Source organism: Paroceanicella profunda, from assembly GCF_005887635.2.
GTDB classification, from domain to species: Bacteria; Pseudomonadota; Alphaproteobacteria; order Rhodobacterales; family Rhodobacteraceae; genus Paroceanicella; species Paroceanicella profunda.
Window position 1 is genome coordinate 765,787 of sequence record NZ_CP040818.1, and the last position, 16,288, is coordinate 782,074.

Genomic DNA, 16,288 nt, shown 5'->3' on the forward strand with positions numbered 1-16,288 from the left:
GCGAGCGGGGGCGAAAGCCCCGCCCGGCGCCTTGCGCGAGCCAGGCCTCCGGGCGCCTATCCGGGCGTCCGGGCCGTGATCATCCTCGCCTCGCAACGCTGCGGCTCGACGCTGATCACCGAGGATATCGCCGCCACCGGGCGCATGGGCCGGCCGGACGAGCACCTGCTGCCGCTGCTGCGCGCCGCGCCGGACGCCCCCCTGCCGGATTTCTTCGCCCAGGGCATGTGCGACGATTGCTTCGGCGCCAAGGTGATGATCGGGCAGTTCGAGGGGTTCGGCGCCTATCTCGACGCGCCGAGGCGCGCGCTCTCCCTGCTGGACGCGGGGGACAGGGCCGGGCTGGCCGCGGACTTCCTGTCGGGGATCGAGCGCCGGTTCGACCCGGTCACCTGGCTTTGGATCTCGCGGCGGGACCGGTTCGCGCAGGCCTATTCCCGGCTCCGCGCCCGCGCCACCGGGGTGTATCACCACCGGCAGAGCGGCGGCCCGCTGCGCCAGCGCCCGCCGGTGACCACCGAGATCACCCCGGCCACGCTGCACGAGGAGATGGGCCGCATCGCCGCCGATGACGCCTTCTTCGCGCGGACCGTGGCGCGCTGCGGCATCGCCCCGCTTCACATCGTCTACGAGGACTACCTGGCCGAGCCGGAGGCCTGCTTCGCCGCGATCTCCCGCCACGCCGGGCTCGACCTGTCGCGCCCGGCGGAGCGGGCCACGCGCACGGAGAAGATCGTCGACACCCCCGAGCTCGAGGCTGCCCGCGCCGCCTTCGAGGCCGTGCACGGCGCCGGCAGCGCCGCCCCGGCGGAGGGGTGATCCGGTGCCCGTGATTGCGCTCTGCCTCGCCCTCATCTTCGTGCTGCCGCCGCTGGCGCGCACCTGGCGGGGGCTGGGGTTCCTCACCCTCGCGGCGCTGGTGCCGGCGGGGATGATGGCCTGGGACGCCGTGACGGCCACGGACGCGATGGGCCGCGGCATGAGCACCGGGCTCGCCATCGTCGCGGCGATCATGGCGCTGGCCGGGGCCTCGGCACGCCTGCTGAGCCTGGCCGCCGAGCGGGCCGGCCAGCCCCGCCCCCGGTCCCTGTGGATCGAGGCCGGCATCTTTCTGATCTGCGCCGGCGGCCTCACCGGCCTTGCCGCCGCGAACATCCTCTGAGGAGAACGGAATGACGATTTTGAGCGAGGTTGCGGTGATCGGCGCCGGGGTCATCGGCGCGGGCTGGGTGGCCCGGCTGGTGGAGAACGGCGTGAACGTCAGCCTCTACGACCCCGATCCGGAGACGCCGCGCAAGCTGGGCGAGATCCTCGCGAATGCCGACCACGCCTATGGCCGGCTCACCCTCGCGCCGCGCCCGAAGAAGGGCAAGGTGCACCACGCGGCCACGGTGGCCGAGGCGGTGGCCGGCAAGCCCTTCATCGTGGAGGCCGTGCCCGAGCGCATGGACCTCAAGCGCCGCATCTACGCCGAGATCGAGGCGGCGAACACCACGGCGACCATCGCCTCCTCCACCTCCGGCATCCTGCCCACCGACCTGCAGGCGGAGATGGCGCACCCCGGGCGGCTGATCGTGGCGCACCCGTTCAACCCGGTCTACCTGCTGCCGCTGGTGGAAATCGTGGGCGGCGCGCGGACGGAGCCGGGCGTGATCGCGGCCGCCTGCGCCTTCTACGAGCGGCTGGGCATGAAGCCCCTGCACATCAGGAAGGAGATCCCCGCCTTCATCGCCGACCGCCTGCTGGAGGCGGTATGGCGCGAGGGCCTGTGGCTGATCAACGACGAGATCTGCACCACCGAGGAGCTGGACGACGCCATCCGCTACGGCTTCGGGCTGCGCTGGGCGCAGATGGGCCTGTTCGAGACCTACCGCATCGCCGGGGGCGAGGCGGGGATGAAGCACTTCATCGAGCAGTTCGGCCCCTGCCTCGCCTGGCCCTGGACCAAGCTCACCGACGTGCCCGAGCTCACGCCCGAGTTGGTGAACCGCATCGCCGAGCAGTCCGACGCCCAGTCCGGCGCGTATCCGGTGCGCGCGCTGGAGCGGATTCGCGACGACAATCTCGTCGCCATCCTGCAGGCCCTGAAGGCGCAGGACTGGGGCGCGGGCCGCATCCTGGCCGAGCACGAGAAGCGGCTGTTCGACCTCGGCGCGCAGACCGGTGATCCCGATCCGGACACGAGCCGCCCCATCCGGACCTTCACCGGCCGCGTGGCCGCGGACTGGACCGACTACAACGGTCACATGAACGAGGCCCGCTACCTGCAGGTGTTCGCCGACGCCACCGACGCCTTCCTGCGCCTGATCGGGGTGGACGCCGCCTACGTGCAGGCCGGCGGCAGCTACTTCACCGTGGAAAGCCACCTGCGCCACCTCGACGAGGTGCGCGCCGGGGAGCCGGTGCGGGTGGAGACCCGGGTGCTGGAGGGCAAGGGCAAGAAGCTGCGGCTGTTCCACCAGTTCCGCCACGGCGACGGCCACCTGCTCGCCACCGGCGAGCACATGCTGCTGCACGTGAACCTCGGCACGCGCTCGGCGAGCGAACCGGGCAGCCATGTGGCCGAGCTTCTCGGCCGGATCGCCGCGCAGCACGCGGAGCTGCCGGTTCCCGAGGGCGTGGGCCGCGCCGTCGGCCAGCCGCGCTGACCGGGCCGCCGGAGATTGCCCGCGGCGGCAGTCTCCGGCGCGCTCCCTCCGGCGGCCGCGCCAGCCGTGCAACGCCCCACCGACACGGGCCCGCCCCCCGCCGGGCGGGAGGAGACCGCCTCAGCCGCGGTCTCCGGCGCGGTCCTTCCCACGCGCTCACCCGCCGTACCGTCGCGCACCCGACGGCATCGCCCCCAATGCCCTGTGCCAAGGGGGATTTCCCCGGGGCGCAATTCCCGTCTCCCTCCCCGCCTTCGGCCGCACCTGCCACGCAGCCGGGCAGCCAAGGGCACGGGCGTTGCGCCCCGTTCGGCATCCGGCCCTGCGCGGCAGGCGTGCAGGCCGGCCCGCGCCGACGCATGGCGCCCTCTCGCCCGGGCGGTCACGCTTCGGGGCGGTGTGACCCTTCCCGAGGGGGCATGGACGGGCGCCGGCCACAGGGCATCGCGGCCACAGCCGTACAGGGATCGTGCTTCCCGGCGCGCGCGGCGCGGTTTGCGCTACCCACGCTGCGGGGGCTGCGCTAGGGATGGGGCGACGCGACAAAGCCCGGAAAGACCTCCCGATGACCGACATCACCCTCCGCCGCCCGGATGACTGGCACCTGCACCTGCGCGACGGCGAGATGCTGCGCGGCGTGCTGCCCGAGAGCCGCGACTTCGCCCGCGCCATCATCATGCCCAACCTCGTGCCGCCGGTGGTGACCGGCGCCGAGGCCGCCGCCTACCGCGAGCGCATCCTGGCCGCCCTGCCCGATGGCCAGGATTTCGAGCCGCTGATGACCCTCTATCTCACCGAGGATACCGAGCCGCAGGACGTGGCCGCCGCCGCCGCCTCGGGCCTGGTGCGCGCGGTGAAGCTCTATCCCGCCGGCGCCACCACCAATTCCCACGCCGGCGTGCGGGACTTCGCCCGCGTGCGCGGCGTGCTGGAGACGATGGCGGAGATCGGCCTGCCGCTCTGCGTGCATGGCGAGGTGGTGGACCCGGAGGTGGACATCTTCGACCGCGAGGCGGTGTTCATCGAGCGCGTGCTCGCGCCGCTGCGCCGCGACCTGCCGGAGCTGAAGGTGGTGATGGAGCATGTCACCACATCGGACGGCATCGACTACGTGACGGGCTCCGGCGGCACCATCGCCGCCACCATCACCACGCATCACCTGATCCTGAACCGCAACCACCTGCTGGTGGGCGGCATCCGCCCGCATTACTACTGCCTGCCGGTGGTCAAGCGCGAGCGGCACCGGCTGGCGCTGCGCGCCGCCGCCACCTCCGGCGACGCGCGCTTCTTCCTCGGCACCGACAGCGCGCCGCACGTGGACCCGGCGAAGGAATGCGGCTGCGGCTGCGCCGGGGTGTTCTCGGCCACCAACACCATGTCCTGCCTCGCGCATGTGTTCGAAGAGGACGGCGCGCTGGACCGGCTGGAGGCCTTCGCCTCGCTCAACGGCCCGGCCTTCTACGGTCTGGCGCCGAACGAAGCGCGGATCACGCTGCGCCGCGGCGCTACGCCGGTGGCCTTCCCTCCGCGCATCGAGACCGGCGCAGGGCCGGTGACGGTTTTCGACCCGGGCTTCCCGCTGCACTGGCGGGTGGTCGACTGAGCGGGCGGGCAGAGGCGCGCGCGGCGGATCACGCACCGGAGAACGGTGCCGTGATCAACACGCTTCAAAGCGCGCGCCCGATCCGCTATCCAACCGAATCAGCAACTCGGGGAAAGCCTTGGCGCATCTGATAGTTCTGGGAAATGAGAAGGGCGGGTCGGGGAAATCCACGACCTCGATGCACATGTTCGTGGCGCTGGCGCGCTCCGGGCAGCGCGTGGGCGCCATCGACCTCGACCTGCGCCAGCGCAGCTTCTTCCGCTACCTCGAGAACCGCGCCGCCTACATGCAGCGGCGCGCGATCAATCTCGTGATGCCGCATCAGATCCGGTTGGAAGCCTCCAAGCTCGACAGCGTCGCCGCCGCGAAGGCCGAGGAGGAGGAGCGCTTCGCCGAGGCGCTCAACGAGATGGACCGCACCTGCGACTTCGTCATCATCGATTGCCCCGGCGCCCACACCCGCTACTCGCAGATGGCCCATGCCGCCGCCGACACGCTGATCACCCCGATGAACGACAGCCTGGTGGACTTCGACCTGCTCGCCCGGGTGGACCCGGCGGACGGCCGCGTGCTCGGCCCCTCCATCTATTCCGAGATGGTGTGGAAAAGCCGGCAGCTCCGCGCCCGCGCCGGACTGACGCCGGTGGACTGGGTGGTGCTGCGCAACCGCGTCTCCATGCTGGAGGCGAAGAACAAGCGCCGGGTGGGCAGCGCGATGGAAGACCTCTCCAAGCGCATCGGCTTCCGCATCGTGCCGGGCTTCTCGGAGCGCGTGGTGTTCCGCGAGCTGTTCCTCTCCGGCCTCACCCTGCTGGACCTGAAGGAGGCCGGCGGCGGACAGGGCCTCTCCATGTCCAAGATCGCCGCGCGCCAGGAAGTGCGCGAGCTGATGCGCGCGCTGAACCTGCCGGGCGTGACCGTCATCGCCTGAGCGTTCGGCGCGGGCCGCACCCGCCGGCAGCCACCGCCCGGCCCCAATGAAAAACGCCGCCCGGGTCCGGGCGGCGTTTTCGCTTGTGCGGCCTGGCAGGCCCGGTCAGTCGGAGACCGGGCGGCAGACCTGGTTCATCGCACGCAGGTGCGCGCAGGCTTCCTCGGCCGAGACCGGGCTGTTGCCGGAGAGCCTGGCACGGTAGAGCGTGAGCCCCTTCACCGTTGCCTTCTCGACCGATCCCTTGGCGCCCTGCAGCGCCGGCGCGCCCTGCCGGGTGGCCTTGGCGAGCACGTTCACCGCATAGGTACGGTCCTTGAACGCCCCGAGCTGCACTGTCCAGGCTTCCGCCGCGGAGTCCCGCGCCAGCGGCGGCCGGGCCTCGACCACGGCCGCGATGGAGCGCGACTGCATGGCCGGCAGGGACCGGGCGCTGCCCGGGCGCGCCCTGGGAGAGGAGACGGTCTTGGGCGCGTAGGCCGACACGCGGATCATCGCCGGATCGGGGGTGGAGGCGGCGGCACTGGGCACCACGGCATCCTCGATCGCCTTGAGGGAGGCGGTCAGAATACCGTCCGGCACGTCGCCGCGGGGCCGCGGAGCATCGGTCTCGCGCACGCCCGGGTTCCGGCCGATGGCGGGCTTGACCACCGCGACCATCGCCGGGGCCTTGCTGAACCCGAGGTCGAGCAGTTCCGCCACCTTGGCGTTGCGCGCCCGCGAGCTGCGCCCGCCGAAGACCACCGCGATCACCCGCTCGTTGCCCCGCTCCGCCGAGGCGACGAGGTTGTAGCCCGCCGCGTTGGTGTAGCCGGTCTTGATCCCGTCCGCGCCGCGATAGCTCGACAGCAGGCGGCGGTTGGTGTTGTAGACGGTCTTTCCGTCCGTCACCGTCGATTTGCGGCTGAACAGATTATAATATTGCGGATAATCGTACAGAAGATGCCGGCCGAGGATCGCCATGTCCCGCGCGGAGGAATAGTGATTCGTCTGCGTGAGGCCGTTGGCATTGCGGAAGTTGGTATTGTGCATGCCGAAGGTAGCGGCCTTCGCCGTCATCATCTTGGCGAATTCGGCCTCGGACCCGCCGACGGCCTCGCCCAGTGCGGTGGCCGCGTCATTCGCCGATTTCACCGCCGCGGCGCGAATCAGGTCGCGCACCGAGATGCGTTCGCCGGTGCGCAGACCGAGATGCGACGGCGGCTCGGAGGCCGCGTTGCTGGAGACCTTCACCTTCTGATCGAGCGACAGCTGGCCTTTTGCCACCGCCTCGAACACAAGATATAGTGTCATCATCTTCGTGAGCGATGCGGGGTGGAGCCGCGCATCGGCATTGTCGGAGTACAGCACTCGCCCGTCCCGCGCATCGATGACGATGGCGGCGAAAGGCGCGGCGAGGGTGGTGCCGGTCAGTGCAAGGAAGAGCATCACGGTCGTGAGACCGCGAGTAAGGATACGTGACATCGGCGAACTCCGATGATTACTCGTTTCTGCCTCTCGGGCGGATTTGACCGCTCTCATTCATTTTTTATGTTTAAATCGCACGGTACCACATTGAACGTGCAATGCAATCCGGTTTGGTGGAGCAGGCCCGTCCCGGCGCTTTCGTGCAGCGCAACAGGGCCTGACAGCGCCGCTCATGCCAGCGGGGCGCATACCTATGTTGCACTGCAACACGGGCCATTGACGCAACGCAGCAAATTGTCTATTTTCAGCCTACGCCACAAACCCGCGGCACGCGCATGCCGTCAGACTGAAACCGGAGAAGCGACCATGGCAACCGCCAAGCCTGACGTTATCAAGGATACCACTGACGCGATGAAAGAAGCTACCAGCAAGGTGGAGAGCTTCGCGGCCGACGGCCAGAAGGCCATGACCGCGCAGATGGAGAAGCTCGCCAAGGGCTTCGAGACTGCAACCGCCTTCAACCAGGACACCGTCGACGCGATGATGAAGTCCACCGAGATTGCCTCCAAGGCCTTCGAGGGCCTGAACGCGGAGTTCATGAGCTACTCGAAGAAATCCTTCGAATCGACCGTTGCGGCCGCGAAGGACTTCGCCTCTTCGAAGACCGTTTCCGAACTGTTCGAGAAGCAGGCCGATTTCGCGAAATCTTCCGTCGACGACTTCATGAAGCAGTCGGTGAAGATGAACGAGATGTACATGGCCGCCGCCAAGTCGGCCATGGAGCCCGTGGGCGCGCGCTTCACCGCCGCGACCGAGGTGTTCAAGGGCTTCTCGGCCTGAAGGCGTCCATTCCTGCGAGTTCGACACGAAAAGGGGGCACGCGCCCCCTTTTCACTTTGTGACTCCAGCATATATTCACGGTTCGAGATTCGGAATGGTGAGGATCATGACCGGAAGATTGACCGACATCATGGAGCCCCACATCATGGCCTCTCTCACGATGGCCTCCGCGAGGGCGATGGCCGAGGACCCGCCGCCGGGCCGCGGGACGGACACCGTCCTGGCGCCGCGCGCGAAATCGAAGTCGCAGCGGCCGCCGCTCTACAAGGTGATGCTGCTGAACGACGACTACACGCCGATGGAATTCGTCGTGCATGTGCTCGAGCGGTTCTTCGGCATCACGAACCAGCATGCGGTGGACCTCATGCTGACCGTGCACAGGAAGGGAGTCGCGGTCGTCGGCGTGTTCTCGTTCGAGATCGCCGAGACCAAGGTGACTCAGGTGATGGACTACGCGCGGCGCAACCAGCACCCGCTCCAGTGCACCATGGAAAAGGAATAACTGCCCGCCGGGGCAGCACGACCGCCACTTTACTGGGCAGCCATCGGCCGCGGCCCCCTCGGGGCAGCGGGTTTTGTCATTACCGGATCACATTTTTCGCGACTGCGAGGAATGAGCCTTGAACGGGGGCTGACAAAACCAAGATTTAATGATGCAATCCTATGATGCCGGGACCGTTCGATGCTCACGGGGCATGTTCGGGCAGCGCATAGCCTTCGGTAAGGGAGCATCTGATGCCGTCATTCTCGAAAACCCTCGAAGCCGCAATCCATAACGCGCTGGCACTCGCCAACAGCCGCCGGCATGAACTTGCTACACTCGAACACCTCCTCCTGTCGCTCATCGACGATCCGGATGCCGCCCGGGTGATGAAGGCCTGTGGCGTGGACCTCGATGAATTGCGAAGGACACTCACCCGCTTCGTGGACGAGGAGCTGGATGCTCTCGTCTCGGAGCTCGACAAGTCGGAGGCGGCGCCCACCACCGGGTTCCAGCGCGTGATCCAGCGCGCCGCCATCCATGTGCAGAGTTCCGGTCGCACGGAAGTGACCGGGGCCAACGTGCTCGTCGCGATCTTCGCGGAACGCGAGAGCCACGCGGCTTATTTCCTGCAGGAGCAGGACATGACCCGCTACGATGCCGTCAACTACATTTCCCACGGCGTGGCCAAGAACCCCGGTTTCGGGGAACAGCGCCCCGTCCGCGGGACCGACGAGGAGGTTGAGGAAGTGGCAACACCCCCTGGTGAGGAAAAACGGGAGAAGGCGCTCGACAAGTACTGCGTGAACCTGAATGAAAAGTCGAAGAAGGGCGGCGTAGACCCCCTGATCGGCCGTGCGCTCGAAGTGGAGCGGTGCATCCAGGTTCTCTGCCGCAGGCGCAAGAACAACCCGCTGCTGGTGGGTGACCCCGGCGTCGGCAAGACGGCCATCGCCGAAGGCCTGGCCCGCAAGATCGTGGAGGGCGACACGCCCGCCATCCTCTCCAACGCCACCATCTACTCGCTCGACATGGGCGCCCTGCTCGCCGGAACCCGCTACCGCGGGGACTTCGAGGAGCGGCTGAAGGCCGTGGTCAAGGAACTCGAGGACCACCCGGACGCGGTGCTCTTCATCGACGAGATCCACACGGTTATCGGCGCCGGCGCCACCTCCGGCGGGGCGATGGACGCCTCCAACCTGCTGAAGCCCGCGCTTCAGAACGGCGGGCTGCGCTGCATGGGCTCGACCACCTACAAGGAGTATCGCCAGCACTTCGAGAAGGATCGCGCGCTCTCCCGCCGGTTCCAGAAGATCGATGTGAACGAGCCTTCGGTCGACGACACGGTGAAGATCCTCAAGGGCCTCAAGCCCTATTTCGAGGAGCATCACGAGATCCGCTACACCTCGGACGCGATCCGCACCGCGGTGGATCTCTCGTCGCGCTACATCCATGACCGCAAGCTGCCCGACAAGGCGATCGACGTGATCGACGAGGCGGGCGCGGCCCAGCACCTGCTGCCTGAAAGCCGCCGGCGCAAGACCATCACCTCGAAGGAGATCGAGGACGTGGTGGCCAAGATCGCCCGCATTCCGGCCAAGACCGTCTCCAAGGACGATGCCGAGGTGCTGCGCGATCTCGAGGGCTCGCTGAAACGCGTGGTCTTCGGCCAGGACGCCGCCATCGAGGCGCTCAGCTCCGCGATCAAGCTGTCGCGCGCCGGGCTCCGCGAGCCGGAGAAGCCGATCGGCAACTACCTCTTCGCCGGCCCCACCGGCGTGGGCAAGACCGAGGTGGCAAAGCAGCTGGCGGATACGCTGGGTGTGGAACTCATCCGCTTCGACATGTCCGAGTACATGGAGAAGCACGCGGTGAGCCGGCTGATCGGCGCGCCTCCGGGCTATGTCGGCTTCGACCAGGGCGGGCTTCTGACCGACGGTATCGACCAGCATCCGCATTGCGTGCTGCTGCTGGACGAGATCGAGAAGGCCCATCCGGACGTGTTCAACATCCTGCTGCAGGTGATGGACCACGGCAAGCTGACGGACCATAACGGCCGGCAGGTGGACTTCCGCAACGTGGTCCTGATCATGACCTCGAACGCGGGCGCCTCCGAGCAGGCCAAGAGCGCGATCGGCTTCGGCCGCGACCGGCGCGAGGGTGAGGACACGGCCGCCATCGAGCGGACCTTCACGCCCGAGTTCCGCAACCGGCTCGACGCGGTGATCTCCTTCGGGCCGCTGCCCAAGTCGGTCATCCTGCAGGTGGTGGAGAAGTTCGTGCTTCAGCTCGAAGCCCAGCTGCTCGACCGCTCGGTGATGATCGAGCTCACCCGGCCGGCGGCCGAGTGGCTGGCCGACAAGGGCTATGACGACCGCATGGGCGCCCGGCCCCTGGCCCGGGTGATCCAGGAGAACATCAAGAAGCCGCTGGCCGAGGAACTGCTGTTCGGCCAGCTCGCCAAGGGCGGCACCGTGAAGATCGGCGTGAAGGATGGCAAGCTGGACCTGCAGATCCTCGGCCCCGAGAAGCGCAAGCTCGCCTCCGGCAAGCCGCCGCTTCTGACCGCGGAATAAGCCGTCACGGCCTGACCGGTGTAACGGCGGCGCCCCCCGGGGCGCCGCCGATTTCGTTCCGGGGGCAGCGCCCGGGCCCTTTCAGTAGATCTTCGTGTCCGGGCCGAAGACCACTTTCGTGCCGACCGAGTAGATGAAGCAGGTGCGCTCCTTCGGCGTGCCTTCGCACAGGCTCATCGCCTCACGCCGGGCCGCCGCTTCGGAGCTGCGCCCGGTCACATAGCCGTAGAAGCCGGTCCTGCTCAGCGCGAGAGCCGCGAAGGGCCGTGCGGTGTATTCCAGCCCCAGCTGGCCGCGCTGCTTGGTGTTGAGAAACGGGATCTCCGCCGTATCGAGGGTCGTGGGATAGGACAGCGTGCGCGGCGTCTCTGCGTAAGCGATGTTGCGCCCCTTCGAGACCGCAAGCCCGCAGGCACCCCTGGAATACTGCTCGCATTTCTGCAGGGCGATGCGCTGCAGGTCCGCATCGGTCGAGGCGGAGGACGCGCCGGCCCAGGAGGACCCGAACGGCCCCTTCGGCGAGACGGCGATGAAGAATCGGGCGCGCTGGTCCGCGTCCAGCGTCTCCCAGCTCTGCGTGAGCGACGCGCGCGTCTTGTCGGAGACATAGGGCAGCAGGGAGGCGTCGAACTGCTGCGAGAGCACCTGCGCCTCCGTCACCGCAGCGGCAGCCCCGTCCGACGCCGTCCCGGGGGCCTGACATGCGCCCAGACCAATTGAAGCAACGATCAACAAGATCGTACCGACATGTTTCGCCATTCCAACCCTCATTCTGAAGAACCTGGATCAGGATAGCCGAATACGACCGACCGGTCACTTGCCCTCGCCCGCCACGCCCCATGCGGCTGTGCGCTGGCCATGCCGGCACGGCCATGCTATCAGCGGGCAAAACAAGCCCTGAGGAGATGACCCATGCCCCTGTACCGTTCACGCCGTTCCACCCACGGGCGGAACATGGCCGGTGCGCGTGGCCTCTGGCGCGCCACCGGAATGACCGACGAGGATTTCGGCAAGCCGATCATCGCGGTGGTGAACTCGTTCACCGAGTTCGTGCCCGGCCACGTCCACCTGAAGGATCTCGGCCAGCTCGTGGCCCGCGAGATCGAGAAGGCCGGCGGTGTGGCCAAGGAATTCAACACCATCGCCGTGGATGACGGCATCGCGATGGGCCATGACGGCATGCTCTACTCGCTGCCTTCGCGCGAGATCATCGCCGACAGCGTGGAATACATGGTCAACGCCCATTGCGCCGACGCGATGGTGTGCATCTCCAACTGCGACAAGATCACCCCCGGCATGCTGATGGCCGCGATGCGGCTGAACATCCCGGTGGTCTTCGTGTCCGGCGGGCCGATGGAGGCCGGCAAGGTCACCATCGACGACCTAGAGATGAAGGTCGATCTGGTGGACGCCATGGTCGCCGCCGCGGATGACGCCCGCTCGGATGCCGAGGTCGATGCGATCGAGCGCTCCGCCTGCCCCACCTGCGGCTCCTGCTCCGGCATGTTCACCGCCAACTCGATGAACTGTTTGACCGAGGCGCTCGGCCTCGCGCTGCCCGGCAACGGCTCGGTGCTCGCCACCCATTCGGACCGCCAGCGCCTGTTCGAGGAGGCCGGCCGGCTGATCGTGGACATCACCCGCCGCCATTACGAGATCGACGAGCCGGGCCTGCTGCCGCGCGAGATCGCGAATTTCAACGCCTTCGAGAACGCGATGACCCTCGACATCTCGATGGGCGGGTCCACCAACACCGTGCTCCACCTGCTCGCCGCCGCCCATGAGGGCGAAGTGCCCTTCACGATGGAGGACATCGACCGGCTGTCGCGCGGGGTGCCGGTGCTGTGCAAGGTGGCCCCCTCGGTGGCCAACGTCCACATGGAGGACGTCCACCGCGCCGGCGGCATCATGGCCATCTTGGGAGAGCTGAACCGCGCCGGGCTGATCCACGACGATTGCGCCACCGTGCACGCGCCCAGCCTCGGCGAGGCGCTGGCGCGCTGGGACGTGACCGTGACCAACACCCCGGACGTGCAGGACTTCTACCGCGCCGCCCCCGGCGGCGTGCGCACCAAGGTCGCGTTTTCACAGTCGAATCGCTACAAGGAGCTCGATCTGGACCGCAAGTCCGGCACCGTGCGCTCCGCCGACAACGCCTATTCGAAGGACGGCGGCCTGGCCGTGCTTTCGGGCAACATCGCGCTCGAGGGCTGCATCGTGAAGACCGCGGGCGTGGATGCGAGCATCCTGCAGTTCGCCGGCCCGGCCATCGTGTTCGAGAGCCAGGACAGCGCCGTGAGCGGCATCCTCACCGGCAAGGTGAAGGCGGGAGACGTGGTGGTGATCCGCTACGAGGGCCCGCAGGGCGGCCCGGGCATGCAGGAGATGCTCTACCCCACGAGCTACCTGAAGTCGAAGGGGTTGGGCAAGGCCTGCGCCCTGCTGACGGACGGGCGCTTCTCGGGCGGCACCTCGGGCCTCTCCATCGGCCACGTCTCGCCGGAAGCGGCGGAGGGCGGCATCATCGGCCTCGTCGAGACCGGGGACCGGATCGAGATCGACATTCCCGGCCGCAGCATCCGCCTCGCGGTGAGCGAGGAGGTGCTCGACGCGCGCCGCGCCGCCAAGGGCCCGCTGCCCTGGACCCCGCAAGAGCAGCGCACCCGGCAGGTGAGCAAGGCGCTGCGCGCCTACGCCGCCTTCGCCAGTTCCGCTGCGAAGGGGGCCGTGCGCATCCTGCCGTAAGCCTGCCGGAAGGGCCCCGCCCGGGGCCCTTCCGCGCGCCGTTGCGGCCTCAGAAGCCGGAGATCAGTCGCAGGAACGGCCGTGCGCTGTGGCCCCGGGTGTCGCGCAGGCGGTCGAGGTAGAGCCGCACGGATTCGCTCAGCCCGTAGAGATGCTCGCGCATCTGCGCCTGCGCGCGCGAGGATTGCCGGGCGACCAGCGCGTCCAGGATGCCGCCATGCTCGCGCACCGAAGCCTCGAACACCGCTTCCACCCCCTCCAGCCGCTGCACCACCGGCCCCATGCCGGCCGGCCCGGCCATCGGCATCCGCGCAATCTGCCGTGACAGGGTGACGAGGGTCTCGTTGCCGCTCGCCTCCAGGATCGCGTCGTGGAAGGCGGTGTTGAGGTCGAGGAAGCGCATCCGGTCCGCCGAGGAAATCCGCCCGCCGTTCAGCAGCCCCGCCATGGCCTCCACGTTGGCCGCGAGGCTCTCGAACACCGCCACCGCCGGTTCCGCGCGCTCGGCCAGCAGCCGGCAGGCCATGGCCTCCAGCTCGCCCCGCACCCGGATGGCATCGACGATCTCCTCCAGGCTGAAGGCCCGGACGAGAAAGCCGCGCTGGGGCTTGTAGACCAGCAACCCCTCCTGCGCGAGTGCGGCGAGCGCGAGGCGCACCGGGGTGCGCGATACCTCCAGCCGGCTTGCCAGCGCGATTTCCTGCAAGCGGCTTCCCGGCTCGAACGCCCCTTCGAACAGCATCTGACGCAACTGCTCGGTGATCTGCTCCGACTGTGTGGTCATCAAGGGGGGCATTCCTTTCGGAAAGGGACTTCCACTCTAGGTAACCCACGCAGGGGCAAAGGCAATCCCGGATGTGCCGCCTGCTGCGCGGGCGGCCGCGGCTCTTCACGCTGCCTTAATCCCCTTCCCCCTACCTTGGAGACGGGAAGCTTGGGTTTTGCCATGGCGGGGGGCCGCCATGCGAATGAAGGGGTGTGGGGATGGCGAGTCCTTCGCAGGATGTATCTCATCTGTCAGGATATTTTTCGTGTCACTGTCCGGGGTGCGCCGAGCAGGCGCTGGATGACGGCGGCGATGGCGCAACGGTCCGGGACTGGTCGGCGGATGCCGGAGATGCCGGCTCCCCCGCGCGCGACGCGCAGCAGGGCACGGCGGACTATCAGGTGGTCGGCCTCTCCGGAAACAACATCGACGGGTTGCTCTCCGGGCTGAAATGGGCCGGGACACAGCTGACCTTCTCGTTTCCGGACTCGGCGGACGCCTATTCGGCCAGCTACTCCGGCAGCCCGCAAGCCCTCGACTTCGCCGCGTTCGGAACGCAGCAGAGCGCCGTCGTCCGCGCCATTCTCGACCAGTATGACGCCGTCTGCGGGCTGAGTTTCGTGGAAAGCACCGGCGCCTCGGCGGGCTCGGCCGACATGCGCTTCGCCCTGAGCGACGACCCGACCACCGCCTATGCCTACTACCCCTCCGCGGCGGAGGAAGGCGGCGATGTCTGGGTGCACAACGGCGTGCCGGACTGGGCGGACACCGATGTCTACGCCGCACCGCAATCCGGAAACTACGCCTATCACACCTTCATCCACGAGATCGGCCATGCCATCGGCCTGAAGCACGGCCACAGCGGCGGGGCGGGAAACAGCACCACCATGCTCGCCACCTGGGATTCCATGGAATACTCGGTGATGACCTACCGGTCCTACCAGAACGACCCGCTGCAGGGCGGCTATTCGAACGAGACCTGGGGCTACGCCCAGTCCCTCATGATCTATGACATCGCCGCGCTGCAGACCATGTATGGCGCCGATTACACCACCAACGCCGGCAACACCCACTACCGGTTCAACCAGGCCACCGGCGAGATGTTCATCGACGGCGAGGGCCAGGGCATGCCCGGCGCGAACCGGATCTTCCGCACCGTCTGGGACGGCGGCGGCAGGGACACCTACGATTTCTCCGGCTACAGCACCGATCTCGCGGTGGACCTCAGCCCCGGCCAGTATGCCGACCTTGACCGGGGCGGCTCCGCGCAACGCGCCTATCTCGGCGACGGCCATTACGCCCGCGGCCACGTGTTCAACGCGCTCGACATCGGCGGAGACGGCCGCGGCCTGATCGAGAACGCCATCGGCGGCCGGGGGAACGACCAGGTCTGGGGCAACGAGGCCGCCAACATCCTCAACGGCATGGCCGGCCGCGACTCGCTGTTCGGCGGCGCCGGAAACGACCGCCTGATCGGCGGCAGCGATCGCGACATCCTGCACGGCGGCGAAGGCAATGACGGGCTCTACGGCGGCGCCGGCAACGACGATCTCACCGGGATGACCGGCGCGGACCGCCTCTATGGCGGTCAGGGCCGGGACTACATCACCGGCGGCGACGGCAACGACCTCATCATCGCGGGCGACGACGCGGACCGGGTGTTCGGCGGCGCGGGCAAGGATCGCATCCGCGGCGATGCCGGCGACGACGTGCTGGAGGGCGGCGCCGAGCGGGACCTGCTGCTGGGCGGCAGCGGCGAGGACGACATCGTCGGCGGCTCCGGCGACGACCTCGTGTTCGGCGGCGCCGATGACGATTCCCTCAGCGGCAACGACGGCCGCGATCTCGTGGCCGGTGACGAGGGCCGGGACCGCATCGACGGCGGCGCGGACTGGGACCGGCTGTTCGGCGGCGATGGCAACGACATCATCACCGGCGGCGAGGGGCGCGACCGCATGTCCGGCGATGCCGGCAATGACCGGCTGATCGGCGGCTCGGACGGCGACCTTCTCATCGGCGGCGACGGCGCGGACACTTTCGTGCTCGGCACCGGCGACGGCATCGACCTCGTGCGCGATTTCGACCCCACGCTGGACCATATCGACCTGCGCGTGGACGGTGCCACCCTGGAGGATCTCGAGATCACCGAGAACGCCGGCGGCGTGATCCTGCACGGGCTTCACGGCACCTTGCGCCTGGCCGGCGTGACCGCCGACGACCTCACGCCCGAGCATTTCATCCTGCCAGAAGTGGGCTGAGCCCGCCCTGCGCCGACAGAAACCGGCCACAAG

Annotated in this window: 13 protein-coding genes; 10 read left to right on the forward strand and 3 right to left on the reverse strand. The window is 68.3% G+C overall.

Features of this window, described 5'->3' with window-relative positions; all coding sequences use genetic code 11:
* Positions 1-75: 75 nt before the first annotated feature.
* From FDP22_RS03420 to FDP22_RS03440, 5 genes are all read left to right on the forward strand, one after another.
* Positions 76-819: a Stf0 family sulfotransferase gene (locus FDP22_RS03420; protein ID WP_170317579.1), complete on the forward strand. Its 744-nt coding sequence runs from the start codon at positions 76-78 to the stop codon at positions 817-819.
* A gap of 4 nt (positions 820-823) precedes the next feature.
* Positions 824-1,162 (forward strand): hypothetical protein, encoded by a 339-nt coding sequence (locus tag FDP22_RS03425; protein WP_138577497.1) that lies wholly within the window; start codon positions 824-826, stop codon positions 1,160-1,162.
* Between the two features lie 16 nt (positions 1,163-1,178).
* Positions 1,179-2,648, forward strand: a complete 1,470-nt coding sequence (locus tag FDP22_RS03430) for a carnitine 3-dehydrogenase (RefSeq protein ID WP_430225846.1) — start codon at positions 1,179-1,181, stop codon at positions 2,646-2,648.
* A gap of 565 nt (positions 2,649-3,213) precedes the next feature.
* A complete protein-coding gene (pyrC, locus tag FDP22_RS03435) occupies positions 3,214-4,251 on the forward strand; it encodes a dihydroorotase (protein WP_138577493.1) in 1,038 nt (345 codons plus the stop codon).
* 118 nt (positions 4,252-4,369) lie between these two features.
* On the forward strand, positions 4,370-5,182 hold the full coding sequence (locus FDP22_RS03440) for a division plane positioning ATPase MipZ (protein ID WP_138577491.1): 813 nt from the start codon (positions 4,370-4,372) through the stop codon (positions 5,180-5,182).
* A 105-nt stretch (positions 5,183-5,287) separates the two neighbouring features.
* On the opposite strand, the gene FDP22_RS03445 is transcribed toward FDP22_RS03440, so the two are convergent.
* Positions 5,288-6,646 (reverse strand): serine hydrolase, encoded by a 1,359-nt coding sequence (locus FDP22_RS03445; RefSeq protein ID WP_138577489.1) that lies wholly within the window; start codon positions 6,644-6,646, stop codon positions 5,288-5,290.
* Positions 6,647-7,000: 354 nt separating this feature from the next.
* Between FDP22_RS03445 and FDP22_RS24400 the strand changes: the two genes are divergently transcribed.
* The 3 genes from FDP22_RS24400 (at position 7,001) to clpA (ending at position 10,486) form a co-directional block, all read left to right on the forward strand.
* Positions 7,001-7,429 (forward strand): phasin family protein, encoded by a 429-nt coding sequence (locus FDP22_RS24400; RefSeq protein ID WP_170317580.1) that lies wholly within the window; start codon positions 7,001-7,003, stop codon positions 7,427-7,429.
* A gap of 178 nt (positions 7,430-7,607) precedes the next feature.
* Positions 7,608-7,931, forward strand: coding sequence for an ATP-dependent Clp protease adapter ClpS (gene clpS, locus FDP22_RS03455; protein ID WP_239031918.1), 324 nt, complete (start codon positions 7,608-7,610; stop codon positions 7,929-7,931).
* Between the two features lie 233 nt (positions 7,932-8,164).
* Positions 8,165-10,486, forward strand: a complete 2,322-nt coding sequence (clpA, locus tag FDP22_RS03460) for an ATP-dependent Clp protease ATP-binding subunit ClpA (RefSeq protein ID WP_138577485.1) — start codon at positions 8,165-8,167, stop codon at positions 10,484-10,486.
* A gap of 81 nt (positions 10,487-10,567) precedes the next feature.
* Here the strand turns inward: clpA and FDP22_RS03465 are convergent, their stop codons facing one another.
* Positions 10,568-11,131 (reverse strand): DUF4189 domain-containing protein, encoded by a 564-nt coding sequence (locus tag FDP22_RS03465; protein WP_138577483.1) that lies wholly within the window; start codon positions 11,129-11,131, stop codon positions 10,568-10,570.
* A 267-nt stretch (positions 11,132-11,398) separates the two neighbouring features.
* Here FDP22_RS03465 and ilvD point away from each other — a divergent pair, with 267 nt between their 5' ends.
* Entirely contained in the window at positions 11,399-13,231 is a 1,833-nt protein-coding gene (ilvD, locus tag FDP22_RS03470) for a dihydroxy-acid dehydratase (RefSeq protein WP_138577481.1), read from the forward strand.
* 49 nt (positions 13,232-13,280) lie between these two features.
* On the opposite strand, the gene FDP22_RS03475 is transcribed toward ilvD, so the two are convergent.
* Complete coding sequence (locus FDP22_RS03475; protein WP_170317581.1) at positions 13,281-14,015, reverse strand: GntR family transcriptional regulator; 735 nt, start codon at positions 14,013-14,015, stop codon at positions 13,281-13,283.
* 200 nt (positions 14,016-14,215) lie between these two features.
* Between FDP22_RS03475 and FDP22_RS03480 the strand changes: the two genes are divergently transcribed.
* Positions 14,216-16,255, forward strand: coding sequence for a M10 family metallopeptidase (locus tag FDP22_RS03480; protein ID WP_138577477.1), 2,040 nt, complete (start codon positions 14,216-14,218; stop codon positions 16,253-16,255).
* Positions 16,256-16,288: the final 33 nt, after the last annotated feature.